At 68.0% G+C, this 26072-nt stretch carries 25 protein-coding genes and 1 riboswitch; of the genes, 11 read left to right on the plus strand and 14 right to left on the minus strand.

Annotated features, from left to right (window positions below; translation table 11 throughout):
- Nucleotides 1-96 precede the first annotated feature (96 nt).
- Nucleotides 97-573 (plus strand): MarR family winged helix-turn-helix transcriptional regulator, encoded by a 477-nt coding sequence (locus tag F0357_RS21235; RefSeq protein ID WP_312861770.1) that lies wholly within the window; start codon nt 97-99, stop codon nt 571-573.
- A gap of 57 nt (nt 574-630) precedes the next feature.
- On the opposite strand, the gene pobA is transcribed toward F0357_RS21235, so the two are convergent.
- Complete coding sequence (pobA, locus tag F0357_RS21240) at nt 631-1836, minus strand: 4-hydroxybenzoate 3-monooxygenase (protein WP_153489590.1); 1206 nt, start codon at nt 1834-1836, stop codon at nt 631-633.
- Nucleotides 1837-1963: 127 nt separating this feature from the next.
- Here pobA and F0357_RS21245 point away from each other — a divergent pair, with 127 nt between their 5' ends.
- Nucleotides 1964-2914, plus strand: coding sequence for a helix-turn-helix domain-containing protein (locus F0357_RS21245; protein WP_208948525.1), 951 nt, complete (start codon nt 1964-1966; stop codon nt 2912-2914).
- On the opposite strand, the gene F0357_RS21250 is transcribed toward F0357_RS21245, so the two are convergent.
- A complete protein-coding gene (locus tag F0357_RS21250; protein ID WP_153489598.1) occupies nt 2848-3774 on the minus strand; it encodes a helix-turn-helix domain-containing protein in 927 nt (308 codons plus the stop codon). The two genes, F0357_RS21245 and F0357_RS21250, sit on opposite strands and share 67 nt — an antisense overlap.
- A 302-nt stretch (nt 3775-4076) precedes the next feature.
- On the opposite strand from F0357_RS21250, the gene F0357_RS21255 reads away from it, so the two are divergent.
- The 8 genes from F0357_RS21255 to F0357_RS21290 all read left to right on the plus strand — a co-directional run bounded on the left by F0357_RS21255 (nt 4077) and on the right by F0357_RS21290 (nt 12785).
- Nucleotides 4077-5528, plus strand: a complete 1452-nt coding sequence (locus tag F0357_RS21255) for an aldehyde dehydrogenase (protein ID WP_153489602.1) — start codon at nt 4077-4079, stop codon at nt 5526-5528.
- Nucleotides 5529-5693: 165 nt separating this feature from the next.
- Nucleotides 5694-6956 (plus strand): ABC transporter substrate-binding protein, encoded by a 1263-nt coding sequence (locus F0357_RS21260; protein ID WP_246161889.1) that lies wholly within the window; start codon nt 5694-5696, stop codon nt 6954-6956.
- 109 nt (nt 6957-7065) lie between these two features.
- Nucleotides 7066-7803, plus strand: coding sequence for an ABC transporter ATP-binding protein (locus F0357_RS21265; RefSeq protein ID WP_312861771.1), 738 nt, complete (start codon nt 7066-7068; stop codon nt 7801-7803).
- A complete protein-coding gene (locus tag F0357_RS21270; protein ID WP_153489610.1) occupies nt 7800-8528 on the plus strand; it encodes an ABC transporter ATP-binding protein in 729 nt (242 codons plus the stop codon). The genes F0357_RS21265 and F0357_RS21270 overlap by 4 nt, the downstream gene beginning before the upstream one ends.
- Nucleotides 8528-9424: a branched-chain amino acid ABC transporter permease gene (locus tag F0357_RS21275; RefSeq protein WP_153491473.1), complete on the plus strand. Its 897-nt coding sequence runs from the start codon at nt 8528-8530 to the stop codon at nt 9422-9424. Before F0357_RS21270 ends, F0357_RS21275 begins: the two co-directional genes overlap by 1 nt.
- 3 nt (nt 9425-9427) lie before the next feature.
- On the plus strand, nt 9428-10468 hold the full coding sequence (locus F0357_RS21280) for a branched-chain amino acid ABC transporter permease (RefSeq protein ID WP_153489613.1): 1041 nt from the start codon (nt 9428-9430) through the stop codon (nt 10466-10468).
- Between the two features lie 42 nt (nt 10469-10510).
- Nucleotides 10511-11299 carry a coniferyl-alcohol dehydrogenase gene (locus tag F0357_RS21285; RefSeq protein ID WP_153489616.1) on the plus strand — a complete coding sequence of 263 codons (789 nt, stop codon included), beginning with the start codon at nt 10511-10513 and terminating at the stop codon, nt 11297-11299.
- A 43-nt stretch (nt 11300-11342) separates the two neighbouring features.
- Nucleotides 11343-12785, plus strand: coding sequence for an aldehyde dehydrogenase (locus tag F0357_RS21290; RefSeq protein WP_153489619.1), 1443 nt, complete (start codon nt 11343-11345; stop codon nt 12783-12785).
- 90 nt (nt 12786-12875) lie between these two features.
- Here F0357_RS21290 and F0357_RS21295 read toward each other — a convergent pair whose 3' ends face one another.
- The 6 genes from F0357_RS21295 to thiO form a co-directional block, all read right to left on the minus strand.
- On the minus strand, nt 12876-13682 hold the full coding sequence (locus F0357_RS21295) for an outer membrane protein (RefSeq protein WP_153489623.1): 807 nt from the start codon (nt 13680-13682) through the stop codon (nt 12876-12878).
- Between the two features lie 223 nt (nt 13683-13905).
- A complete protein-coding gene (locus F0357_RS21300; RefSeq protein ID WP_312861772.1) occupies nt 13906-14877 on the minus strand; it encodes a ThiF family adenylyltransferase in 972 nt (323 codons plus the stop codon).
- 25 nt (nt 14878-14902) lie between these two features.
- Complete coding sequence (locus F0357_RS21305) at nt 14903-15499, minus strand: thiamine phosphate synthase (protein WP_153489627.1); 597 nt, start codon at nt 15497-15499, stop codon at nt 14903-14905.
- Between the two features lie 3 nt (nt 15500-15502).
- On the minus strand, nt 15503-16303 hold the full coding sequence (locus F0357_RS21310; RefSeq protein ID WP_153489631.1) for a thiazole synthase: 801 nt from the start codon (nt 16301-16303) through the stop codon (nt 15503-15505).
- 1 nt (nt 16304) lies between these two features.
- A complete protein-coding gene (thiS, locus tag F0357_RS21315; protein WP_153489636.1) occupies nt 16305-16502 on the minus strand; it encodes a sulfur carrier protein ThiS in 198 nt (65 codons plus the stop codon).
- Nucleotides 16471-17478 carry a glycine oxidase ThiO gene (gene thiO / locus F0357_RS21320; protein WP_153489641.1) on the minus strand — a complete coding sequence of 336 codons (1008 nt, stop codon included), beginning with the start codon at nt 17476-17478 and terminating at the stop codon, nt 16471-16473. Before thiO ends, thiS begins: the two co-directional genes overlap by 32 nt.
- 69 nt (nt 17479-17547) lie before the next feature.
- A riboswitch (TPP riboswitch) is annotated at nt 17548-17688 on the minus strand.
- A 145-nt stretch (nt 17689-17833) separates the two neighbouring features.
- Between thiO and F0357_RS21325 the strand changes: the two genes are divergently transcribed.
- Complete coding sequence (locus F0357_RS21325; protein ID WP_153489645.1) at nt 17834-18817, plus strand: bile acid:sodium symporter family protein; 984 nt, start codon at nt 17834-17836, stop codon at nt 18815-18817.
- 417 nt (nt 18818-19234) lie between these two features.
- On the opposite strand, the gene F0357_RS25655 is transcribed toward F0357_RS21325, so the two are convergent.
- The 6 genes from F0357_RS25655 to F0357_RS21350 form a co-directional block, all read right to left on the minus strand.
- The gene (locus F0357_RS25655) at nt 19235-19756 is read right to left on the minus strand and encodes a UCP036055 family protein (protein ID WP_512700808.1); all 522 of its coding nucleotides are present in this window, start codon (nt 19754-19756) and stop codon (nt 19235-19237) included.
- Nucleotides 19757-20717: 961 nt separating this feature from the next.
- Nucleotides 20718-21059, minus strand: a complete 342-nt coding sequence (locus F0357_RS21330; protein WP_153489649.1) for a hypothetical protein — start codon at nt 21057-21059, stop codon at nt 20718-20720.
- A 460-nt stretch (nt 21060-21519) separates the two neighbouring features.
- Complete coding sequence (locus F0357_RS25335) at nt 21520-22080, minus strand: AbrB/MazE/SpoVT family DNA-binding domain-containing protein (RefSeq protein WP_246161843.1); 561 nt, start codon at nt 22078-22080, stop codon at nt 21520-21522.
- A gap of 543 nt (nt 22081-22623) precedes the next feature.
- A complete protein-coding gene (locus F0357_RS21340) occupies nt 22624-23760 on the minus strand; it encodes an amidohydrolase family protein (RefSeq protein ID WP_153489653.1) in 1137 nt (378 codons plus the stop codon).
- An 11-nt stretch (nt 23761-23771) separates the two neighbouring features.
- Nucleotides 23772-25085, minus strand: coding sequence for a type I glutamate--ammonia ligase (locus F0357_RS21345; protein ID WP_153489657.1), 1314 nt, complete (start codon nt 25083-25085; stop codon nt 23772-23774).
- Between the two features lie 99 nt (nt 25086-25184).
- Nucleotides 25185-26066, minus strand: coding sequence for a branched-chain amino acid ABC transporter permease (locus F0357_RS21350; RefSeq protein ID WP_153489661.1), 882 nt, complete (start codon nt 26064-26066; stop codon nt 25185-25187).
- Nucleotides 26067-26072 lie beyond the last annotated feature (6 nt).

Here is a 26072-nt window from a genome sequence, read left to right on the forward strand (position 1 = left end):
GCGAGCGGCGTCGGGTTGACCGAAGGGGCCCGGTGCCGCGTTATGAAAAGGCGGTGGGGCGCTCGCGCGGATTCGGCGGATGGAAATGGGGACGGCGTGAAGCCATCGAAGAAGGTCGACCGGGACGACATCGCCGGGGGAGATGCGGGACTGAGGCGTGGGCGGCTCGACGGCCTGCTCGGCTTCCACCTGCGCATGGCGCATGTCGCGCTATATCGCGACTTCGCCGCCGCGATGGAGGATCTGGGGTTCACCCAGAAGCAACTCGCGGTCCTGGAACTGGTCGCCGCCAATCCCGGGACGTCGCAGATCGATCTCGCCGCTGCGCTGGAAACGGACCGCGCCACGATGCTGGGTCTCGTCGAGCGGCTCGAAGAGCGCGATTTGATCAGTCGCCAACCGTCGGAGACGGATCGCCGGCGGCAGGAATTGCGCCTTACCCCGCTCGGGGAGACGCGTCTTGCGGAAGCGCGCGCGGCCGTGGATGCCCACGAGGCGCGATTGCTCAAGCACTTCTCGAAGGGCGAGGCCGACACCCTGATCGGCCTCCTGAAACGCCTCTATCAGGAGTGAGCGGCCGGCGTCGCCGCGGTCCGCCGTTGCCGAACGGACCGTCGCGATGCCCTGCGATCACATCGGCAAGCCGACATAATTCTCGGCGAGAACGCGCTGGGCCGCCGGCGAGCCGGCGAGATAGTCGAACTCGGCACGCTGGATGCGGCGGCCGAAGGTGTCGGTTTCCGGGAAGACGTGGAGGAGCGAGGTCATCCACCACGAGAAGCGCTCCGCCTTCCAGATGCGGGCGAGGGCGCGGGCGGAATAGGCATCGAGCCCGGCCGACGAGCGATCGAGGAAGAACTCCAGGAGCGCGTCGGCGAGATAGCCAACGTCGCTCGCGGCGAGGTTGAGGCCCTTCGCGCCGGTCGGCGGCACGATGTGGGCGGCGTCGCCCGCGAGGAAGAGCCGGCCGAAGCGGAGCGGCTCGGCGACGAAGCTGCGCAGCGGCGCGATCGACTTCTCGATCGAGGGGCCGGTCTGGAGCCGTTCGGCGGTTTCCGGATCGAGCCGCTGGCGCAGTTCGTCCCAGAAGCGGTCGTCTGACCAGTCCTCGACGCGCTCGTCGGAAGCAACCTGGACATAATAGCGGCTGCGCGTCGGCGAGCGCATCGAGCAGAGCGCGAAGCCCCGGGCGTGGTGGGCGTAGATGAGTTCCTCGGCGACGGGCGGGCGGTCCGTCAGGATGCCGAGCCAGCCGAACGGATAGACTCGCTCGAACGTCTTGAGCGCGCTGTCGGGCAGGCTCGCCCGGGCGACGCCGTGGAAGCCGTCGCAGCCCGCGATCACGTCGCAAGCGATCTCGTGCGTCACACCGTCCTGGACATATCGAACCTTCGGCCGGTCGGTCTCGAAATCGTGGAGCGAGACGTCCTCAGCCTCGTAGATCGACACCGCACCGGAATCCGCGCGGGCGTCCATCAGGTCCCGCGTCACTTCGGTCTGGCCGTAGACGGTGACGGAACGCCCGGTCAGGGCGGCGAAATCGATGCGCAGCCGGTCGCCGTCGAACATCAGCTCGGTGCCGTCGTGGATCAGCCCTTCCTTATGCAGCCGCTCCGCGACGCCGGCCTTCTCCAGGAGTTCGACCGCGCCCGGCTCGATCACGCCGGCGCGAATCCGGGACAGCACATAATCGGGGCTGCGCCGCTCCAGAATGACGGTGTCGATGCCGCGGCGTTCGAGCAGGCGTCCGAGCAACAGCCCGGCGGGGCCGGCGCCGATGATGGCGACCTGGGTCCGGGTTGGGCGGGTCCCGGTTTGGGCGGTGCTGGTCTGCATGAGGTCCTCCCTGGGCCGGCTCTGCGGCCGCGTTTCGGGCGAACATGGCGGCCGACCCCGCCTCCGCCAATGGACAGAGGGGACAAAGGATTGGACAATCGGAACATCGATCCCGGGAGGAAGCGGCATGCGGGCGATCCCGACCTATGCGCTCTATGGCGAAGCCGACGAGCATCTCGGCGCCGATTGGCTGCATTGCGAGACCATCCAGGCGCGCAGCCGGCTGCACGATTACCGCATCGAACCGCACCGCCACGATGCGTTCTTCCAGATCCTACACCTCGCCGCCGGCACCGCGGCGGCCGAGCTCGACGGCCGCTCCGAGACCTTGAGCCCACCCTGTCTGGTGCTGGTGCCGCCCCACACCGTGCACGGTTATGCCTTCTCCCACGACGTCGAAGGTCAGGTGCTCACGCTGTTCGCCCGCCATGTGCCCGAGGTGCTCCGGGCGTGCCCGGAAGCTGCCGCCGGCCTCGACCGGCCGGTCCACGTGCCCCTCGGCGACCATCCCGACATCGCGGAAACGGTCGCCCGCGAACTCGACGCCGCGGCACGGGAATTCGCGCAGCGACGTCCCGGACAGCTCGCCATCGTCGAGGCGCGGATCGCGATCGCGCTCGTTCTTGCCTTCCGGGTGCGCAGCGCAGCCGGCGCGGCGACGCCCGATCCGGCCCGTCGCGGGGCGCTCCATGTCGCCCGCTTCCGCGATCTCGTCGATCTCCACTATCGCGAGCGGCTGACGATCGAGGATTATGCCGATCGGCTCGGCCTCACCACCGCGCACCTCAACCGGCTCTGCCGCACCCATCTGGGCCAGTCCGCGCTCGGGGTCGTTCAAGGGCGGATCGTGCTCGAGGCGAAGCGCTACCTCGCCTTCACGACGCTTGGGATCAAGGAGATCGCGGACGCTGTCGGGTTCGAGGACGCCGCCTATTTCACCCGCTTCTTCCGCCGCGAGACGCGCCTCGCCCCGACCGAGTTCCGCGCGCGCCGCGCCGGCGGCGATGGCGCTCAGGGCCAGGCGGCGAAGGAGGAGGGGGCGTCGGCGCGGACCGAGCGGCTCAGCCCGGTCCGGTAGGCGCCCGGGGTCGTTCCGGTCAGGCGTTTGAAGAAGCGGTTGAAATAGGCCGCGTCGCGAAAGCCGAGGCCGTAGGCGATCTGCTCGACGGGAAGGTCGGTCTGTTCGAGGCGCAGCCGCGCCTCTTCGAGCAGGCGGTCGTGCATCAGCGCGAGCGGGGTGCGCCCGGTCGCGCGGAGGCAGGCATCGTGCAGGTGCGCCCGTGTCACGCCGAGCATCCCTGCGAACTCGTCGATCCGGAGATTTTCCCGGTAATGCAGCTCGACGAGCTGGCGGAAGCGCTGGAGGGTGGTCGCCCCGGTGCCGCGCAGGCCGGTCGCGGCGGCGAGGCCGGCGGCGCGCCACAGATGGAGCAGCACCAGCCCGACATAGAGCTCCACCATCGCCGAGCCGCCGGGCTGGGGATCTCGCGATTCGCGCACCAGGGCGAGAATCAGGGCCGACAGCTCCGGCAACTGCGCGGCGATGCGCTCCGCCGGGGCGATCGCCGCCTGATCGAGCAGGGGGCGCAGCCCGCTGCCAACCGGCGAGCCGCCGATCGAGCGCCAAACGAGGTCCTCGGCGATCGCCGCGTTGAGGCCGCTGCCGCCGGCGGCGAGCCGCACCTCGCCGTGGGCCGAGGCCGGCAGCCAGAGCAGCGCCGGCCCGGCGAGGTCGTGATCGGTCCCGCTTGTCTCCCGATAGAGCGCGCGGCCGGCGGAGATGAGGAAGACGTGGCAGCGCCGTGGCCGGTCGGTCGGGGCGAGCGACCAGGTGCGTTGCGCAAGGGCGGCGTCGATGCGGGTTGCGACGACGGCCGCCGTACCGCTCGGCGCCGATCGGGAGGGTGTCGGTGCGGGGAACGCGTGGCTCGGTGACATCGCCGCAGCCTCCGTGCGCCGGCGATCAGGATCGTCGCCGAGAAAAGTGCAATAGAAATAGTGAATAGTGCATTTCGGTCGCCGTCAAGCTGCGGCTAATTCGATACCAAGCCGGCCAAGAACCGGCATGAAGGACAGGAAACGAGGGAGGGATCCTGCCGCGCATCCCGCGTGGCCGACCAATCTCCGCGCATGGCAATCCGACGGCTTGGTGGCGTCCGAGGTGACGCCCGATCGTCGTGTGTGCCCGGCGCGGTGGCTCGGTCGGCGCGCCGGGGCGCAGGAAGGCCCGCTGGACCGCGATGTTCGATGCCCCGCTTCTGCTGCGCGACGAGAACCGGCCCGCCTCCGACGGGGCCGTGTTCGAGCGTTGCAATCCCGTGACCGGCGCCGTCGCGACGCGCGCGGCGGCGGCGACCCTCGACGACGTCGCGACCGCTCTTTCCGCCGCGGCCGCAGCCTTTCCCGTGTGGTCCGAATGCGGCCCGACGGAGCGCCGCTCGCGCCTCCTCGCGGCCGCGGACCTGCTCGAACAGCGCGTCGACCTCTTCGTCGAGACGATGCTCGCCGAAACCGGGGCCACGGCGGGGTGGGCGCGCTTCAATGTCTCGTTGGGCGCCGACATGCTGCGCGAGGCCGCCGCTTCGACCACCCAGATCGGCGGTCAGATCATCCCCTCCGACCGGCCCGGCACCACCGCCTTCGCGGTGCGCCAGCCGGTCGGCGTGGTGCTCGCCATCGCGCCGTGGAACGCGCCTGTGATCCTCGGGGTGCGCTCGGTCGCCATGCCGCTCGCCTGCGGCAACACCGTGATCCTCAAGGCGTCCGAGATCTGCCCGCGCACCCATCGCCTGATCGGCGAGGTCTTACGCGATGCCGGCCTCGGCGATGGGATCGTCAACGTGATCATGAGTGCGCCCGCGGACGCCGGCCGCATCGTCGAGGCGCTGATCGCGAGCCCGATCGTGCGGCGGGTGAACTTCACCGGCTCGACCCGCGTCGGCCGCATCGTCGCCGAGGTCGCCGCACGTCACCTCACGCCGGCGCTGCTCGAGCTCGGCGGCAAGGCGCCGTTCCTGGTGCTCGACGACGCCGACCTCGACGAGGCGGTGAAGGCGGCGGCCTTCGGTGCCTTCTTCAACCAGGGCCAGATCTGCATGTCGACCGAGCGCATCGTGGTCGACGAGGCGGTGGCCGACGCCTTCACCGAGAAGCTCGCCCGCAAGGCGGCGACCCTCGTCTCCGGCGATCCCGCCAAGGGCACGGCGCCGCTCGGCGCGCTCGTCGGGTTCGACGCGGTCGAGCGCATCGACGCGCTCGTCAAGGACGCCGTGGCGAAGGGCGGCCGCATCCTCGCCGGCGGCCGCACCGCCGGCACGCTGATGGACGCGACGGTCATCGATCACGTCACCCCGGCGATGCGCCTCTATTCCGAGGAATCCTTCGGCCCCGTGGCGGCGATCGTCCGGGTTCGCGGCGTGGAGGAGGCGATCCGCGTCGCCAACGACACGGAGTACGGTCTCTCCTCCGCCGTGTTCGGCCGCGATGTCGGCCGCGCCATGGCGGTGGCGCGCCGCATCGAGGCCGGCATGTGCCACATCAACGGCCCGACCGTGCACGACGAGGCGCAGATGCCGTTCGGCGGGGTCAAGGCGAGCGGCTACGGCCGGTTCGGCGGGGCCGCGGCGATCAACGAGTTCACCGAGCTGCGCTGGATCACCGTCGCGAGCGAGCCCGGCCACTACCCGATCTGACGAACACCGCCGCCGAATGCGCGGCCGGTCCGAGACGTGCCGACCAAAATCTGCCGAACAAGAAGACACGCACAACGAATGATGGGAGGAAAAATGTCCGAGATCGCTTCGATGACGCCCGAGAGCGCGGCTCACCGTCTCCTCAACCCGACCCGCCGCGGCCTGATGGTCGGCACCGGCCTCGGCGCGCTGGCGCTCGCGACCGGCTCGCGCGGCGTGTTCGCCGCCGAGGCGACGGACGTGCTGAAGGTCGGCTTCATCAGCCCGCGCACCGGCGCGCTCGCCGGTTTCGGCCAGACCGACGGCTACGTGTTGGAACTCGCCCGGAAGGCGCTCCAGGGCGGCCTTCAGGTCGGCGGCAAGACCTACGCCGTCGAAATCCTCGACCGCGACACCCAGTCCGACCCGTCCCGCGCGAGCCAGCTCGCCAAGACGCTCATCAACAGCGATCAGGTCGATCTGATGCTCGCCGTCTCGACGCCCGAGACGATCAACCCGGTTTCCGACGCCTGCGAGGCCGCCGGCGTGCCCTGCCTCTCGACGGTGATGCCGTGGGAGGCCTGGTATTTTGGCCGCGGTGCGAAGCCGGGCCAGCCGTCGCCGTTCAAGTGGACCTTCCATTTCGGCTTCGGCGTCGGTGAGTTCCACAAGACCTACGTGTCGCAGTGGAACCTGATCGAGACCAACAAGAAGGTCGGCGTGCTCTATCCCAACGACGCCGACGGCAATGCGATCCGCGCCAATCTCGCGCCGCTGCTCGCCAAGGACGGCTTCACCATCGTCGATCCCGGCCCCTATGAGGACGGCACCACGGACTATTCGGCGCAGATCGCCCTGTTCAAGCGCGAGAAGTGCGAGATCTTCAATTCCTTCCCGATCCCGCCCGACTTCGCCGCGTTCTGGCGCCAGGCGGCGCAGCAGGGCTACACCCGGATGGTGAAGATCTGTCAGGTCGCCAAGACCGGCCTCTTCCCGGATGGCATCGAGGCACTCGGCAAACTCGGCTACAACATCGCGAGCGCCGCCTATTGGCACAAGGCGTTCCCCTACAAGTCGCCGCTCACCGGCGTCTCCGGCGTCGAGCTCGCCGACGGGTACGAGGCGGCGAGCGGCAAGCAATGGACGCAGCAGCTCGGTGCCTCCATGTCGCTGCTCGATGCCGGCAGTGAGGCGCTCAAGGCGAGCGGCAATCCCAAGGACAAGGCGGCGGTCGCCAAGGCGCTCGGCGCGCTGCGCACCACGACCATGATCGGCAAGGTCGATTTCCAGGCCGGGCCGGTCCCGAACGTCTCGCCGGGCCCGATCATCGGCACCCAATGGGTGAAGTCGGCGCCGGGCTCCAAGTTCAAGCTCGATTATGTCGTGACCGAGCACGCCACCGATCCGGCCGTGCCGATCGAGGCGAAGCTCAAGCCGTTCAACAGCTGACCGCACCGGCGCGGGCGGGCTCGGTGCCTTCCCGCGGCGGCTCCTCCGAGGCCCGGTCCCTGACCGGACCGGGCCCATTTTTTTGAGCGACAGCGAACGGGATGGAACCGTGACGACGGACCGGAGCGTCCTCCTCTCCGCATCGGGCATCACCAAGCGCTTCAATGCGCTGGTTGTGCTCGACGGCATCGATTTCGACGTGGCGCGCGGCGAGGCGGTCGGCATCGTCGGACCGAACGGCGCCGGCAAGACGACCTTGCTCGCCGTTCTCCTCGGCGCCCACACCCCGACGACCGGCGCGGTGCGCTTCGACGGCGCCGACGTGACGGCGCTCGGTGCCGCCGACCGTTGCCGCCTCGGCATCGCCCGCACCCACCAGGTGCCTCGGCCCTTCGGCGGCATGACCGTGTTCGAGAATGTGTTGACCGCCGCGGCGAACGGCGGCGGCTTCGCCCGCGACGAGGCCTACGCGAGAGCGGCCGATGCGCTCGGCCTCACCGGCATGCTGAAGATCGCCAACCGCCGCGCCGAAACCCTCGGCCTGCTCGACCGCAAGCGGCTGGAGCTCGCCCGCGCGCTCGCGACCGACCCGAAGGTCCTCTTGCTCGACGAGATCGGCGGCGGCCTCACCGACGCGGAAGCGGCCGAGCTCGTCGAGGCGATCCGCGAGCTGCGTCGCCGCGGCATCGCGATCGTCTGGATCGAGCATATGGTCCACGTCCTCCTTCAGGTCGCGGAGCGCCTCGTGTGCATGGATTCCGGCCGCGTCATCGCGGACGGCGCGCCGGAAGCGGTGATGCGCGATCCGGCGGTCGTCGAGGCCTATCTCGGAGGCGCCGCGGCATGAGCCTGCTTTCCATCGAACGCTTGGAATGCCGCCATGGCCTGTTGCAGGCAGTGCGCGGGGTGAGCTTCGCCGTCGCCCGCGGGGAGACGGTGGCGCTCGTCGGCGCGAACGGCGCCGGCAAGACGACTTTGCTCAGGGCCATCGCCGGCGCCCATCCGCCGAGCGGCGGGCGCGTCCTGCTCGACGGGCGCGACATCACCACGGTGCCGGCCCACAAGCGGGTCGGGCTCGGCGTTGCCCTGGTGCCCGAGGGCCGCCGCCTGTTCGCCCATCTCACCGTCGAGGAGAACCTTCTCCTCGCCCGCGCCGCCGGTCGGCCGGGCCGCTGGACCGTCGACGCGGTCATGGAGGCCTTTCCGAACCTCGTGAAGCGCCGGCATCACAAGGCCGGGCTCCTCTCCGGCGGCGAGCAGCAGGCGACCGCGATCGGCCGCGCCCTGATGACGAACCCCGACGTGCTCCTGCTCGACGAGGTCTCGCTCGGCCTGTCGCCCCTGGTGGTCGATCGCGTCTACGAACAGCTCCAAGGCCTCATCGCCACCGGCACGACGATCGTGCTCGTCGAGCAGGACCTCAACCGCGCCATGCGTGTTGCCGACCGGGTGCTGTGCATGCTCGAGGGCGCGGTCGTGCTCGAGGGCGCCGCGCGCGATCTCACCCGCGACGCCATTACCGAAGCCTATTTCGGCCTCGGCCGAGCCCGCCATGCGGAGACGGCGCCATGATGCTCTGGCTCAATCAGATCCTACAGGGCGTGCTGCTCGGGGGTTATTATGCCCTCATCGCCTGCGGCCTCTCCTTCATGTTCGGGGTGATGCGCGTCATCAACCTCGCCCATGGCAGCCTCGCCGTGCTCGCGGCCTATGCGCTGTTCGTCCTCGCGGACCAATACGGCCTGTCGCCGTTCGTGGGGCTCATCTTCGTGCTGCCAGCGATGGCTTTGATCGGCTGGCTGCTCCAGCGCCTCGTCCTCGACCGCAGCGCGCGCGGCGGCCTCCTGGTCCCGGTGCTCTCGACCTTCGGCCTGTCGATCGTGATCGACAACCTGTTGTTCCAGCGGTTCGGGGCCGATACGCGCTCGCTCGCGCCTTTTCTCGACTCGCTCTCCTACGATAGCTGGGCGATCAACGACGATATCTATGTGGGCCAGCTCGCCGCGCTCACCTTCGCGACCGCCGTCGTTCTCATCGGCGGCCTTCAGCTCTTCATGAGCCGCACGCCGCTCGGGCGCGCGATCCGCGCCACGGCCGAGGACCCCGACACCGTCGGGCTCGTCGGCATCAATGCGCGCCGCGTCAACGCCGCGGCGACGGCCATCGCCATGGTGACGGTCGGCATCGCCGGCGCCTTTCTCGCGATGCGGGCGACGTTCGACCCCTATGCCGGCGGCCCGCAGCTCATCTTCGCCTTCGAAGCGGCGGTGATCGGCGGCGCGGGATCGCTCTGGGGCACGCTGATCGGCGGCATCGTGCTCGGCGTCGCCCAGAGCCTCGGCTCGCAGATCAGCCCGCAGGGCTTCCTGATCGCCGGCCACGCCGTCTTTCTCGCCGTGCTGTTCGCCCGTCTGATGACCGGCGGGCTCGGCTTCCGTCTTCGTCTGCGCACCGCGTCCGGGCACTGAACCATGGCGAGCGAACCTCACATCACCGTCGAGCGCTGGACGCGGGCCTCCGTGGTCGCGGCGACCCTCGCGCTCGCCGTCGCGGCGCTGCTCGCCCTCGGGCCGCTCGTGCTCGGGGCGAACGCCATCGACAAGCTCACGACGCTGTTCATCTACGTGATCCTCGCCGCCACCTGGAACGCGCTCGCCGGCTATGGCGGCCTCGTCTCGATCGGCCAGCAGGCCTTCTTCGGGCTCGGCGCCTATGCGGCGGTGCGGCTTGCCGATGCGGGGATGAGCGTCTATCCCGCGCTCGTGCTCGCGGCCCTGCTCGTCGGCCTCGTCGCCTGGCCGCTCGCCCTCTTCATGCTGCGGCTGAGGGGCGGCGAGTTCGCCATCGGCATGTGGGTCGTCGCCGAGCTCGCCCATCTCCTCGTCAATCTCGACGGGCTCGTACAGGGCGAGACCGGCACCTCGCTGATCGTCCTCAACGCCTATGCGGCCGATGCGCGCCACGCCTTCAATTATTGGATCTCGCTCGGTTCGATGGTCGCGATCCTCGGCATCCTCTTCGTGCTATTGCGCGGCCGCGCGGGGACGGCGATCCAGGCGATCCGCGACAACGAGGACGCCGCCGCCTCGGTCGGCGTGAAGGTCGCCGCGACCAAGCGCGCGGTCTTCATCATCGCGGCGTTCGGCACGGCGCTCGCCGGGGCGCTCTGGCTCGCGACCGCGATCACCTTCCAGCCGAAGACCTATTTCAGCGTCGAATGGACCGCCTACATGATCTTCATGGTCCTCGTCGGCGGCCTCGGAACGTTCGAAGGCGCCATTCTCGGCGCGGTGATCTTCTTCGTCATCGAGGCGTTGTTCGGAGCGGCGGGTGTCTGGTACCTCGTCGGCCTCGGGGCGACCGCGCTCGTCTTCGCGCTGTTCCTGTCGCGCGGCCTCTGGGGCACGTTCGCCACGCGCTTCGATATCCACCTGCTGCCCGTCGGCTACCGCCTCGTCATCGGCCGCCGCGCCCCCGCCCATCCGTCCGACGTGGCCGTGCCCGAGCGCTGAGCCTGTCTTTTTCCGTTCCCCTTCGATCAGCGAGTGAAAACCATGCTCTTCGGGAAGACCCTGCTCATCACCGGCATCGCCTCCGGCATCGGTGCCCAGACCGCGCTCGTCGCGGCCTCGCTCGGCGCGGAGATCGTCGGCGTCGACGTGAAGGCGCCGCCCGCGACCGTGCCGGGGGCCTTCATCGAGGCCGATCTGTCCGATCCCGCGGCCGCCGCCGCGATCGCCGCCCGGCTGCCGGCCCGGCTCGATGCGCTCTGCAACGTCGCCGGCATCTCCGGCGTCGCCGGCGCGGCGAAGACGCTCGCCGTCAATTTCTACGGCCTGCGAGCGCTCTCCGAGGCGCTCGCCCCGCGCATCCGCGAGGGTGGCGCGATCGTCAACGTCGCGTCCATCGCCGGCTACGGCTGGCGCGCCAACCTCGAACGCACCAAGCACCTGGTCGGCGTTCAGGGCTTTCCGGACACGGCGGCGCTCGTCCGCGAGTTCGCGCTCACGGAGCAGGACGGCTATCCCGTCTCCAAGGAGGCGCTGCTGTTGTGGACCCAGCGGGCTGCCCACCAGCCTCTGTTCCGCGGGCGCGGCATCCGCGTCAACGCGGTGAGCCCCGGCCCGGTGACGACCCCGATCTACGGCGAGTTTCGTGCGCTCTTCGGCGACGCCCGGGTGGACGACGACATCACGCGCGTCGGCCGTCCCGGCACGGCGCCGGACATCGCGCCGGCGATCGCCTTCCTGTGCTCCGACGGGGCCCGCTGGATCAACGGCGCGAACGTCCCCGTCGACGGCGGCCTCGAAGCCTCGGTCAACGCGAGCGTGCTCGGCTTCTGACCGCCCCTTCCTTTACCAGTGACCCCTTCAGCGGGAGAGTGAGATGGATTTCGGCTTCATCATCAACGGCGTCGCGGAAAGCGCCGAGAACGGCGCCCTGTTCGAGCGCAAGGACCCGGTGACGGGCAAGGTCGCGAGCCGGGCCGCCGCGGCGACCGTTGCGGACGTCGACAAAGTGGCGACCGCCGCCGCCAAGGCCTTCGAGACCTGGTCGGAGACCGGCCCGGGTGCCCGCCGCGCGCTGCTCCTCAAGGCGGCCGACCTCATGGAACAGCGTGCCGGCGAGTTCGTCGCGCTGATGGTCGAGGAGACCGGCGCGACGGCGCCGTGGGCCGGCTTCAACGTGCATCTCGCCGCCGGCGTGCTGCGCGAGGCGGCGGCGCTGACGACGCAGATCACCGGCGAGGTCATCCCCTCCGACAAGCCGGGCATCGTGTCGCTCGCCGTGCGTCAGCCGGTCGGCGTCGTCCTCGGCATGGCGCCGTGGAACGCGCCGGTCATTCTCGGCGTCCGCGCGATCGCCGCGCCGCTCGCCTGCGGCAACACGGTGATCCTGCGCTCGTCCGAGGCTTGCCCGGGCACTCATCACCTGATCGGCCAGATCCTCAACGATGCCGGCTTCCCGAAAGGCGTCGTCAACGTGATCTCGAACGCGCCGGCCGACGCGCCGAAGATCGTCGAGGCGCTGGTCTCCCATCCGGCGATCAAGCGGGTCAACTTCACGGGCTCGACGAAGGTCGGCAAGATCATCGCCAAGCTCGCGGCCGAGCACCTGAAGCCGGTGCTGCTCGAGCTCGGCGGCAAGGCGCCGTTCCTCGTGCTCGCCGACGCCGATCTCGATCAGGCGGTCGATGCCGCGGCGTTCGGCGCCTTCATGAACCAGGGCCAGATCTGCATGTCGACCGAGCGGTTCATCGTCGAGGACGCGGTCGCCGACGCCTTCGTGGCGAAGTTCGCCGCCAAGGCGAAGACGCTGCCGGCCGGCGATCCGCGCGGCCACGTCGTGCTCGGCTCGCTCGTCGATCTCGCCGCCGCCGAGAAGATGGACGAGCTCATCGCCGACGCCGTCGCCAAGGGCGCCACGGTCGTCGCGGGTGGCGGGCGCACCGGCAGCATCGTCGAGGCGACGCTGCTCGACGGCGTCACCGCGGACATGCGCATCTATCAGGAGGAATCGTTCGGCCCGGTGAAGTCGATCGTCCGGGTGAAGGATGCCGACGAGGCGGTGCGCGTCGCCAACGACACGGAATACGGCCTCTCCTCGGCGATCTTCAGCCGCGACGTGACGAAGGCGCTGGCGCTGTCGAAGCGAATCCAGACCGGCATCTGCCACATCAACGGGCCGACGGTCGCCGACGAGCCGCAGATGCCGTTCGGCGGCGTTAAGGCGAGCGGCTACGGCCGGTTCGGCGGCCGGGCGGTGATCAACGAGTTCACCGAGCTGCGCTGGATCACCATCGAAGGGCCGCAGCACTATCCGTTCTGAGGAACGAGCGCGGCGCGCCCATCGGACGAATGCTCCGACGCGCCGAAATCGATGCGGCAGCGAAGCGGATGCTTCGCTGCCGCATGCGCATCAGAACCGGTAGTTGATGCCGGCGCGCACGATGCTGAAGGCGTAATCCGCCTTCGCGTTGATGGTGAAGGCCGGGACCGGATTGTTCGCCCCGTTCGCCAGCGAGAAGTTGTCGCTGCCGAGGTCGACATAGAGATATTCGAGCTTCGCCGACCAGTGCGACGCGAACTGTGTCTCCACACCGCCACCGGCCGTCCAGCCCCAGCGCACCTTCGAGCTGGATCCGGACCAAGAGTACGGCGAGCCGCCGGTTCCGGCGATGTCGAGATTGGCGTCCGCTTGACCGAAGGCGAGGCCGCCCGTGCCGTAGATCAGGGCCGGGCCGACGGCGACACCGGTGCGGGCACGCAGGGTGCCGAACCAGTCACCCTCGATGCTGTAGCTCTTGAGGATGTTCTGGCCCCGGACCAGGCCGGTGCTGGTCAGGACGTTCCCGGATTGCTTGCGGTCGGAGTACGAAAAATCGGCCTCGACGCCGGCCACGAGAGCCTTCCATTGGAAATTGTAGCCGAGCGTGCCGCCGATCGTGGGCCCCGAGCCGGACCCGCCAAGCTTGGAATTGTAGGCTTGGGCGTAGCGGTCCGCGTTGTAGACCTGGAAGAGCCCTCCGGCGGTCGGCGTGATGCTGGAATTGTCGATGACGGCACCAGCGGTGACACCCGCATAGAACCCCTGCCAGGACGTCACCGCCTTGGCCGATTCGACCGCATCCGGCACCTTGGCGGCAGGCGCTTCAGGCAGATCGGCGGCGCTAGCCGCCGCTGCGGTACCGATAAAGATTAGCCCCGCTGAAATAGTACGCCTCATTACCAATTCCCCTCAATTCGAGCGAATGAATCACGCAACCGTGATTATTCGGCTCGTCGAGGGCGCGGCAAGGCGCGACCACGCTCATTCACCCCATCTAATAATTTATTATTGTTGATGAGGTCGGTTGCTGGACATCCCAGTGTCTAATCTTCGCTTTAATATCGTATTATCCATTTTTAGTTGTGATTAGGGGCATTTGCACCGCTCGCCGATGGTGGGCCTACGGACCGGCGGCGATCACCGCGAGCGGGCGGGCCTCCCGCCGCTCCAGCAGGCGGGCGGCCCGGTGCGCGCGGATGCCGCTGCGGCAGCAGAACACCACGCGGCGGCCGGCAGGCGGCGTGAAGCCCTCCGCCACCGACGCCGGATCGAGCCGGACAGCCTGCGGCAACGCCGGCTCCGGCGCCTCCGCGTCGTCGCGGAGTTCGACGACGACGTCGTCCGGCGTCACATCGCTCGGTTCGATGAAGGCGATGGCGTTGCCCGCCGGTTCCGGGGTGCCGTCGAAGCGGAAGCCGCCGAGCTTGAAGGTCGCGAGATCGATCGAGATCAGGCGGCCGAGTGGGGAGGGCGACGCTCCGAGCGCGATGCCGAGGGCGAGGTGGGCTTCGAGCGAGCCGATCACCCCGACGGCGGACCCGAGCACGCCGTTCGCGGCGCAACTGCCGACCGTCGAGGGCATGTCGGGAAAGACGGCGCGGTAGCTCGGCGCGCCGCCGCAGAAGGCCCCCGCATAGCCGCGCTGTTCGAGAACGGACGCCGTCACGAACGGCTTGGTCGCGGCGCGGCACGCATCGCTCAGGATGTAGGTCACCGCGAGGCTGTCGGCCGCGTCGACCACGATGTCCGCGCTCGCGACGAGGGGAGCGGCGTTGCCGGGCCGCAGCCGCTCGCTCCGCGCCGTGACGGAGACCTCCGGATTGTAGAGCGCGAGCGCGTCCCGCGCGGCCTCCGCCTTCGGCCGGCCGATGTCGCCCATCCGATAGAGCGGCTGGCGGTGGAGGTTGGTGATCTCGACCCGGTCGTGATCGACGATCGTCAGCCGTCCGATCCCGGCCCCGGCGAGCGCGAGGAGGACATGGGAGCCGAGCCCGCCGGCGCCGACCACGAGCACGTGGGCGCGGCCGAGCCGGGCCTGCCCCTCCGGCCCGATGGCGGACAGCGTCATCTGGCGCGCGTAGCGATCGGTCACGGCGAACCTCCCGGGTGCGTTTCGGTCAGCGACGGGTCACGGCGACCCATTCGCGGGTGCGCGCCACCGGATCGTCGTGGCGCAGGATGTCGGTGACCACCGCGGCGCTGTCCGCGCCCGCCTCGAGCACGGCCTTCGCCCGCTCGGGGGTGAGGCCGCCGATCGCGACCAGCGGCACGGCGCCGACCTTCGCCCTCCAGGTTCTCACCCGCTCGATCCCCTGGGGCGCCCATTTCATCGCCTTGAGGATGGTCGGGAAGACCGGGCCGAGGGCCACGTAATCGGGCTCGGCGGCGAGCGCGCGGTCGAGCTCCGTCTCGTCATGGGTGGAGAGCCCGAGCTTCACGCCGGCCCCGCGGATCGCGCCGAGATCGGCGGTGTCGAGATCCTCCTGGCCGAGATGGACGAAGTCGCAGCCCTCCTCGATCGCGAGGCGCCAATAATCGTTGACGATGAGCTGGGCCCCGGCGGCGGCGCAGAGGTCCCGCGCCCGGCGAATTTCGGCGCGCAGCGGACCCGCGTCCATGTCCTTCACCCGGAGCTGGACGAGCCGGACGCCTGCGGGCAGCAGGCGCTCCAGCCACTCGGTGCGATCGACGATGAGATAGAAGGGATCGAGCATGGTTCAGTCCCGAAAGGCGGTGCCGAGCACCGGCGTCGAGGGGGCCGCCATATCGCGGGCGTCGATCGGATCGGCGAGGAAGGCGAGCCGGCCGGCCTCCACCGCGTGGCGGAACGCGCCGGCCATGCGGGCCGGATCGCCCGCCTTGGCGACGGCGGTGTTGAGGAGCACGGCGTCGTAGCCGAGTTCCATCGCGGCGGCCGCATGGGAGGGCAGGCCGATCCCGGCATCGACGACGAGGGGGATGTCGGGGTGGCGGGCGCGCAGGCTCCGTAGCGCATAAGGGTTCATCAGCCCGCGGCCGGTTCCGATCGGCGCTCCCCACGGCATCAGCACTTCGCAGCCCGCCTCGACGAGCCGGTCGGCGACCGAGAGATCGTCGGTCGTGTAGGGAAAGACCTGGAAGCCGGCGGCGACGAGCGTCCGCGCGGCCTCGACGAGCGCGAAGACGTCGGGGTGCAGCGTGTCGGCGTCGCCGATCACCTCGAGCTTGATCCAGGGCGTCGCGAACACCTCGCGCGCCATTTCGGCGGTCGCGACGGCCTCCTTCACGCTGTGGCATCCGGCGGTGTTCGGCAGCACCTTGACGCCGAGCTCTCGGATCAGGCGCCAGAAATCCTGGCCCGCCCGTTCGCGACCGGATTCCCGCCGGAGCGAGACGGTGACGATCTCGGCGCCCGAAGCCCGCACCGCCTCGGCGAGGATCGCGGGGGAGGGATATTGTGCCGTGCCGATGAGAAGCCGGGAGCCGAGTTCGGTCCCGTAAAACGAGACGGGATCGCCGGAAGAGAGCGAATCGTGCATCTCAACCTCCCTGCATCGGGGCGAGCACCTCGACGACGTCGCCGTCGGCAAGTCGGTGCGCCGGCCGCGCCGTCACCGGCACGAACGCCTCGTTGATCGCGGTCGCCACCACCACGTCGCCATAGCCGAGCTCGTCGAGCGCGGCGGCGAGGTCGGGCCCCGCCACCTCACGCGCTTCGCCGTTCACGATGATCTTCATCCATGACCTCCGGAAAAGTGGCGTCGGACAGCACGACCTCGGCCGCCCGTCGCGCCAGCGCGGGCGAGAGCAGGAAGCCGTGTCGGTAGAGCCCGTTGAAGGAGACGATCCGGCCGTCGACCTTCAGTCGCGGCAGGTTGTCGGGGAAGGCGGGGCGGGCGTCGCAACCGATCTCGACGATCTCGGCTTCCGCGAAGGCCGGATGCAGCGCATAGGCGGCGTTGAGGAGCTCGACCATCGAGCGGGCGGTGATGCGGCCGCGTTCGCCGCTCTCGATCATGGTGGCCCCGATCATGAAATGCCCGTCGTCGCGCGGCACCACATAGAGCGGGATGCGCGGGTGTAGGAGGCGTACCGGACGGGACAGGGTGACGTCTCGGGTGCGGACGATCAGCATCTCGCCCTTGACCCCGCGCAGGTTCGCCAGCCGGTCCTGCGCCGCGAGGCCGCGCGTATCGACGACGCGGTCCCCTGCGACCGTTTCCGGCGTGGCGGTCACACCGAGGCGAATCGAAACGCCCGCGGCGGCGAGTATTTCGGCGAGCGCAGCCAAGGTCTTGCGTGGGTCGAGGTGGGCCTCCCGGGGGAAGAACAGGCCCTGGCGGAAGCGGCCCGCGAGGTCGGGCTCGAGAGCCGCGATCGCCTCTCCATCCACGCTCTCGTGCTCGCGGGTGCGGCGAGCGAAGCGGGCGAGGTCGGGCAGGTCGCGCGGCTGGGCGACGACGAGCGTGCCGTTGCGGACGACGCCCGGCACCGCCGCCGGCCAGAACGACAGCGCCTCGAGGCCGAGCGTGACCACGGTCTCCTCGGCGCTCTCTCGCTCGCACCACGGCGCCAGCATGCCGCCGGCGAACCGCGAACACGACGCGGCGCCGATCGCCTCGCCCCGTTCGAGCACCTCGACGTCCGCACGGCCGGCGAGGGCGAGGGCGGTGGTGAGGCCGGCGACACCGGCACCGATGATCGTCACGCGCATGCTTTTCCGTCACCCGCTCGTGCGGGCGCCCTAAAAGCAAGCCGGTTGTCGGAGAGGCGCGCCGGGGCGTTCCCCCGGCTCATCCATCCCTTCGCCAGCTTGACCTGGATCAGGTTCGAAGGGTCGCCATGTCGCCCCGCCCATTCGTTCCGAATGCGCAAAGGTCCGATGGCCTCTCAGCCCCCTACCGGGACTCCCCTTGGACGGCTAAGACATAGTCCCGACGCAGAGCATGGTCAAACCGCCTCCCGATGGAGTGATCGGCCGCGTCGCGCTTGCCCGCCCGGGGATGGTGGTGAACGGCGACGAGCGGACTCCCGCTTTCAGAGGCTCGGACGGAAAGGTCTCGTGTGTGATGGGGTTCTTGCGCCGTGAATGGTATACGATAGCGATCGTCGGGATGGTGGTTCTCGCGTCGTTCCTGCCGATCTCCGGCAAGGGCGCCGAGGTATTCTCGATCGCGACCGACCTCGCCATCGCGCTTCTGTTCTTCCTCCACGGCGCGCGGCTGTCGCGGGACGTCGTGATCGCGGGCGCGACACACTGGCGGCTGCACCTTTTCGTGCTCGCCACCACCTTCGTGCTGTTTCCGATTCTCGGCCTTCTCGTTCTGCTGGTGCCGAACGGTCTGGAACCGACCCTCGTCACCGGGCTCCTGTTCCTCTGCGTGCTGCCCTCGACGGTGCAATCGTCGATCGCGTTCACCTCGATTGCCGGCGGCAACGTGCCCGCCGCGGTGTGCTCGGCGTCGGCCTCCAACATCCTCGGCATGTTCCTGACGCCGGCCCTCGTCGCGCTCCTGTTCGGGGCGCGGGGCGGCTTCTCCGCCGACGCCCTCGAGTCGATCCTGCTCCAATTGCTGGTGCCGTTCGTCGCCGGCCAGCTCGTGCAGCCCTGGCTCGGTGCCTGGTTCCGCCGCCACCGCGTGCTCACGTCGATCGTCGATCGCGGTTCGATCCTGATGGTCGTCTATTCGGCCTTCAGCGAGGCGGTGATCGGTGGGCTCTGGCACAAGGTGTCGATCGAGGCCCTGCTGACGGTCGCCGTGATCGACGCGATCCTCCTCGCGGCGGTCCTCGTCTTCACCTATTACGGCAGCGGCTGGCTCGGCTTCGGCCGCGCCGACCGGATCACCATCACGTTCTGCGGCTCGAAGAAGAGCCTCGCCTCCGGCGCGCCGATGGGCAGCGTGATCTTCGCCGGTCAGGATGTCGGCGCCATCGTGCTGCCGCTGATGATCTTTCACCAGATCCAGCTCATGACCTGCGCCGTGCTCGCCCGCCGCTTCGCAGAAGCTGCGAAGCGGGGAGAGGCGAGCACTTCGCCGGCGGGCGAATGAGGCTGCGGTGTCGCTGCCTCACGGCCTGCTGCAAGAAATTCAAAGTTGAAAAACTTGTTTCAGTTATGACGTACTCGTTGAGTCGATGGATGAGAAGTGAAGAGTAGTCTGTCGTTTGATATTAAGAAAAGCAACGCCAGATTTTTTCTTGAAGGGGCGAATGATGATCGTTCCGATATGTACTCGCGGAGCGCGTGAGGCATATGGCCAAGGCCTGCGACGGGTTCTGAGGTTATCCGTCATGTCGAGACAGGAAGGATGTGCTCGAATAACGCGGGTGGCCCAAGGAGGCGTCGGAAAATAGTCGAGGGTGCGCCAGATGTCGACGTTCGGCAGGCTGTGCCTCTTGTGGAGCGGCGCACCGTCGGACATGACGGCGGTATGGCCGGTCGGTTTCATGGATGGCCTCGTAGGAGATCAGAGACAGGGGAGGGCCGACCAGCTGCTGCGCCGGTCGGCTATTACGGGGGCATGCTGTGGAGCGCGGCCCGGAGGGCCGGGAGGGGCTTGGAAACGATCCGCGTGAGGCGCCAGTGGGCGGCCGGCGGCAGCTCGACGATGTCGAAGGTAAGGGGCGACGCGGTCCGAAAGAGGCGGTAGAGGCAGGGTGTGGGGAGCGTGCCGGTTTCGGCGTCGTAGGGCTGGAAGGTGAAGCTGTCGGGGGGCCCGGCCGACGAGCTTGCCCCGGCCGTTGTCCTGCGCCCAGGCGGAGAACTTGTTCTTGTGGCGCGCCGGCGGCCGCGAGGTGCCGTTCGACCAGGTGATGATGGAGCCGAGGGGCGCGCGATGGGCGATCGTGGCAGACATGATGTCATCCTGCTTGGCTGGGGTACGGCAAAAGATGGGATCATTCCCTTGAGCGCCCGCTCGGCGGGGCTGCGACGTTGATGTCCGTGAGGAGGTATGCGCGGGCCGCAGGATCGGTGATCGTGCTTGCATTCGCGCGGCATCGGAGTATCGTATGGAGTGACGATGGGCTCTGTGAAAGCCCGCCGTCGTTCCGCTTAGCCGAGTATTCGGACCCAGAGGGCGATTGACCACCCCCTCTGGGTCTTCTCTATTCTAAGCGTGACGCTCAATGGAAAAATCCACATCGCTGTAACTCCACTGCCCGGGACGGAATGTCGTCGGGCACCCGGGAGGCACACCCCCGGGTCCGCTTCCGACGTCACGTGCGATGCTCGAAGGCATGTGCGGAGCCGGCGCGGGTGGTAGCGCGGCCGGCATCGGGACGTCGAAATGCGGGACCTCTCATGCGAGAGGGTTGGTCGCCGACGGGCCGGGAGCCGCGTCGGGACGGGATCGCGCGGAGAGCGCAACTCTATGATTTTCGGGGTTTCCCCTAAATCATCTCCACAAATTGCGGCCGATAAATCAGTATAATCGCCATCAGCAATTCATCATTGGCAGTACCGGGACGGCGAAGTGTGCGCGGATTCGGTGGGTCCGCGGTAGCCGGGCCTTCTCCGCCCTGCCTCTGCGGCCGTTGTGTGCTGTGGCAGAACGTGACGCGGGCGCGGCGCCGAGGTAATATGGCGAGGTCGCCGGCGTCGATTGAGCAATCGCCTGGGCGAGGCCGGGCAGGTTGGACTCGCTCGGTCTGGGCGGTGCCGTCGGCCGGCGGGCGACATCATGTTAGCCCGGCGGGAGCAGCACGCCAGGTTTGGTCGGGCAGCCGCGGGAAACGCGACTGGGATCGTTTGCTTTTGTCCTTTTGGGCGGGCCGGAGCAGCACGTGCTCCATGACAGTGAGGCCGCGCTGGAAGTCCGGCAGACCGACTTTATGGATGGTCTCGTGACCGGTGCGCTCATCGTCGATCTCGACAATCTCGACTTGAAAGGTATGACCCCAGAACGCCGGAGGCGTACCAGGGTCCGCTTTCGTCTTTGCCGATGCTGGCTACGGCCCTGATTCAGAGCACCAGCTGTTGGTGACGGGATCTCCATTTTCGATCGCAGAGACCATCATGTTGGCGATAGTGGTGGTGGGGATGTTGATCGTGATCTGCATGGAAAGCTCCTCTGCTCGGGGTTTGGTGACGTGACGGAGATCAGAGCCGCGGGCGATCCGGTTGCCGGCGCGGAGAGAGTTGTGGCGCGGAAAGAGTTGTGTCGCGGGAACGCGCGGAGCGGCGGACGATTGGTGAGGGCCGGGTGCCGCATCCCAAAGGATGTCGGGCTTGAATTCCTGACTGGCCGGAGTAAATTGTTTGAGTGGATGCAGGCGTTGGAGCGCCTGCATCCTTTTCGCCTAGCTCAGAAAGTTGACTCGGAGGGTGAGAGACCAGCCCCTCCGGGTCTTTTCGATTCTAAGCGTGACAGTCCATAGCGAGAGCAAACATCTGTGCACTTCATCTCGACGACAAAGGCACCTCGCCGTTGCGCTCGGCGGCCCATCCTCTGACAGTCGGCGCCGCTGGCCGGGCGCCCGGCGCTTCTTGCCGTCGAAGTTCAGATGAGTTCGTGAAGAGGGCGGCCCACCGGTGGGCTCACGGCGTGTCACCGGGCGTGGCGTCAGTACCGCCGATCGGACCGGAGGCGATCACTGCGCTCAAATTCGGTAGGACGGTGGTAGGGATGTCATATTGTACGAAGGCGAGCTGGTGATTTGTCGGCGCGCCGATGCTTTGCATCGAGCCCAATGCGGCATGCCCGACGAAGCCGAGCGCGGAATCGCGCTAAAATCTCAAGATTTCGCCATGTCATAGGGCTTCCTCACCCTGGGGTGAGCCGAAATCAATTGGCTCATGCAAATTACATGAGCTGATGCCGCTTAGCATTTGATCAAGATCATCATTGAAGTTTTGGACTTTCTCGATGATGACGCGGCCGCCGTCCGCCCGAATGTCGACCTCATCATCGGCTCTCAAGCCCGCAGCCTCCATAACAGCAGTGGGAATCGGGACCACCGCGCTATTGCCTCGCTTTTTCACTTTTACGCGCATAGTAACTCTCTCCGTGTGAGACTGCGATAAAGTTGGCGCATATTCACTCGATAGGAAATAATGGACAGTCGAATATGCGGAAATATTACATGAATTAATATAAGTGCCGTCGGTTGTCGCAGGGGTAATGTCGCTTCTAATGCTTATCTTGCGACCAGAAAAATTGCCATGGGGATTGATTTCTAAAAAATCGCCGGCGAAATAAATAGATGAACGGGATAAATCGCTACTGCCGAATAAAAAATTTATCCTGGGACCGCACCACAACGGACCATCAGGCAAATGAGCCAAGCGCCAGAACACTGCGGCGCCATTCACACGGATGTCAACCGCATCTTGCTCTATCCGAAGTTGGCGTATGGGTCTCGCCGGAGAGAATAGCCCGCTCAGAGAGGCCTGCCTGCGATGGGGCCTCAGCTTCAGTAGAGAGTATTGTGCCGGGCCGGCTAGACTAATGCGCGTGAAAGGGACTCTAGAGCGGATCCGTTCAGTTGCATATTATCCGGCTGTCGCAGATACCCGGCCGACATAGCGCATCGGATGGCGGGCGGGATCCAACTGAGCGGTCGAGATGTTCGAGGCGAAAGAGATTTTCTTCTGGTCAGCTCGCGTAGGTGCCCGAGCCGCTTAGCCGAAGAACTCGGAAGGAAAATGCGATCTATCCAATTAAGAAGCTTGATCCAGTCAGTGCGCCTCATCCTAATACAGTGTAGCATTAGAATGCGTCTGATCGATAAGCGGCTCCCGCTGAAATGTGGCATCCCATCGGCGATGCTCGTCGAAACAGTCCGACCTCATTAGCGCGCACGCCAGCCAACGGAGCCGGTACGCTTCTCTCAAAACATGATCAACTCTGGCGCCTCAGCCGATGGGATAGATACGTCGGGCGTTCTCGGAGGCGATGGCGCGGGCGATCGCCTCGGCCTTGGCGGGCGTTGCGTCGCCTGCCGCGATCCAGCCGTCGAGCACCTTGGCGAGGGCGTTGCGGAACAGCCGCGCGCCGAGGAAATGCAGTTCCGCCAGCCCGAAGGCGTCGGACGAATAAAGCTGCTTGTAGAACGGCGTCAGTTCCATCGCCTCGGCTAGAATTCGGCCGGCCGAAGGGCCTGTGAAGTTCTGAATGACGCCGATGTCCAGATAGACGTTCGAGAAGACCTCGGCGAGGAACGCCGCCTCGCGGATAAACGGGTAGCAATGGAGGAGCGTGATCGGCACGTCCCATTCCTCCATCGCCGCGATGAAGGGCGTGAACACCGTCGGGTCGCATTTCGGCATCCGGATGTCGGCATCGCCGAAACCGACATGAAGTTGCAGCGGATAGCGATGGGTGCGGCAGAGTTCGCCGGCGCGGAAGAGGGCGTAGCGGATCAGGATCGCATCTTCGAGGCGGCGGCTGCGGCCGGCGGCGAGCGCGGCGAGCCAGCGGCTCCCGGCGGCATCGACCTCGGCGAGCGTCGGCGGACATTGCACGATGTCGAAGCTGGTCCGGTAGGCGACGATCGATTTGAGGCCGACGGCGCCGCGGGCGCGCTCCTCGATCCGGTCGTCGAAGGCTTTGCGCAGGCCCGCGCCGTCGGCGGGACCGGTCCGCGCCACCTCTTCCATCACCGCTTCGATGCGCACCACTTCCGCGGCCGGAATGCCGGTCACATTCTCCATGGCGGCGGGATCGAGGATCGCGTCCGAGCGGTGGCCGGTGTCGATCAGGAGCCGCGAGACGCCGGTCGCGCCGGCAAGCCGCCGCGTCACTTCCTCGGGCGACAAGGCGAGGCGGGCGGCCAGATAGGCCTCGGGCTCGGCGTGGGGCTCGAGGCCGAGTTGGGGCGCGCACCAGCGCAGGAGGACGAGGCCGAGCGGCTTGTCGAATTGCGTGCAGCCGGCGACGGGTTTGTGGCCCTCGCTCATCAGCGCCTCGAAGGCGGGCCGCTCCAGCGGCCGCGCCACTACACCATGGCAATGGTGGTCGATGAGGGGGAGGCTGTCGATGAAGCTCTGCACGTCAGGCCTCCTCAATAGGCGGTCTTGTAGCGGGCGAACAGTGCCGCCTCGTCGAGGTCGCGCGCGCTCGCGCACTCCCACAGCTTGAGGCGGCGATAGACGTCGTAGAGCGTCGGCGAGAACCAGCCGCGGGCGATCTCGTCCGCCTCGAGGGCGGCGAGCGCGGCATCGAGCGAGGTCGGCAGCGGCACGATGCCGAGCGCTTCCCGCTCCGCCTCGGAGAGATCTGCCGGGTCGCGGTCGATCGCGGGCGGCAGAGCGAGCTTGCGCCGGATCCCGTCGAGGCCGGCGTGGACGAGGGCGCCGAGCGTCAGATAGGGCGAGGCGCAGGCATCGGCCGGGCGGTACTCGACATTGTAGGCGCGGCGGCGCCGCTCCAGTTCGGGGGAGGCCGAGGGGGTGACGCGCAGCGCCGCCTCGCGGTTCTGCAACCCGATCGCGCGGAAGCCGCAGCTCCAGGCGTGGGGCGTCAGGCGATAATAGGAGACCGGCGTCGGCGCGGTGATCGCCACGAGCGCGTCGAGGTGGGCGAGAATGCCGGCGCAGAAATGGGCGACGACGGGGGAGAGGCCGAGCTCGCCCTCCGGATCGTGGGTCACGTTCGTCTTGTCGTCGAGCCGGACCAGACTGAAGTGAATGTGGGCGCCGTTGCCGACCGCGCGGCGGGCCGGCTTCGGGGTGAAGGAGACGCGCGCGCCATGCTCGGCCGCCACGGCGCGGATGATCTCACGGGCGATCAGCGCGGCATCGGCCGCCGTCACGCCAACCTCGGGGGCGCAACTGATCTCGTATTGGGAGGCGCCATATTCCGGCTCCAGGCTCTCCGGCGAAACGCCCGCGGCGAGAAGCGCCGAGGCGCAATCCTGGAGGAAAACGTTGGCGCGCCGAGCTGCGGCGAAGGTGAAGCCGCCCTCGACCGGCGTCTCGGCCTCGAACGTGAACTCGTGCTCGAAACTCGCCGCGATGGTCAGCCCCGTCTCGGACGCCAGCGCGTCGAGCGCGTGCCGGTAGAAGGTGCGGGTGCAGCAATCCCAGTCTTCCGTCGCGGAGCGCTTCGAATTGCAGATCGACGCGGTCCAGCGCTCGCCGGAGTTCGATCCGATGAAGCCGAACCGGGTCGTGGGATCGGGAATCTGGCGAACCTCGTCCATCGGTCCCCAGGGATTGTCGACGATCGAACCGAAGGCGGTCAGCGCCTGCCCGGCGCAGGCCCAGCCGAGGCCGGTCTCCTCCTTGTTCGGCAGGTCGGAGAGCCGCACGCCGCGGGTCCGCGTCACGCCGACGAGGTCGCTCCAGAGCAGATAATTGAGGGGCTCGCGGCTCATCGCTGTCGTCCTTGGGTGTTGCGGGATCGGGGCGCCGCGTCGGGCGTCGCGCACCCTCGTTCGTGAAGATCGGCGGGTCGGTGTTGCGCGCTCACGGGCTCAACTCCGGTTCGTTTCGGCCGCCGGAATCAGGCCGTTCGGACGGACCAGCAGCACGACGATGATGCCGGCGAGCACGAGTGCATCGCGGTAGGGGGCGAGGGACGGCGGCAGCACCGCCTGCAACGCGACCTCGAGCGCGCCGAGCAGCATGCCGCCGGCGACCGCCCCCGACAGGCTGCCGAGGCCGCCGATGACGGTCGCGATGAAGGCCTTGAGCACGGGCACGAAGCCCATCATCGGATCGACCGAGGCGCGCTGCGCGATCCACAACAGGGCCGCGATGCCGGCGAACACGCCCGAGAGCAGGAAGGCGACGGCGATGACGCGGTTCGCCGGAATGCCGACGAGGCGCAGGGTGTTGAAGTCCTGGGCCGCGGCGCGCATCGAGGCGCCCATGATGGTGCGGCGCAGGAACAGTTCCAGCCCGACCAGGGCGAGGATGGAGACGGCGATCGAGATCAGCGGGCCGACGCCGACGGTGAACGCACCGACATGGAACACGCTCGACATCCAGTCGGGCATGGCGACGGGCTTGCCACGCGCCGAGATCGCGTTCTGGAACACGACCTTGAGGAGATTGGAGACGGCGAAGCTCGTGAGCAGCAGGCTCGTCACGCTGGCGCCGCGCATCGGGCGGAACGCGACGCGCTCCATGGCGACCGCCGAGAGCGCGCCGACCGAGACCGCGACCGCCGCCGCCGGCAGAAGCGGCAGGCCGAGGAGCAGGCTCCCGAGCAGGCCGTAGCCGCTCAGCGTCATCAACTCGCCGTGGGCGAAATTGATGAGCCCGGTGATCGAGAACACGATGGCGAGGCCGAGCGCGAGCAAGGCGTAGATGCCGCCGAGGCTGATGGCATTGATGATCTGCTGCAACAGCATGGCGGC

This window comes from Segnochrobactrum spirostomi (assembly GCF_009600605.1).
In the GTDB taxonomy this organism is placed as follows: Bacteria; Pseudomonadota; Alphaproteobacteria; order Rhizobiales; family Segnochrobactraceae; genus Segnochrobactrum; species Segnochrobactrum spirostomi.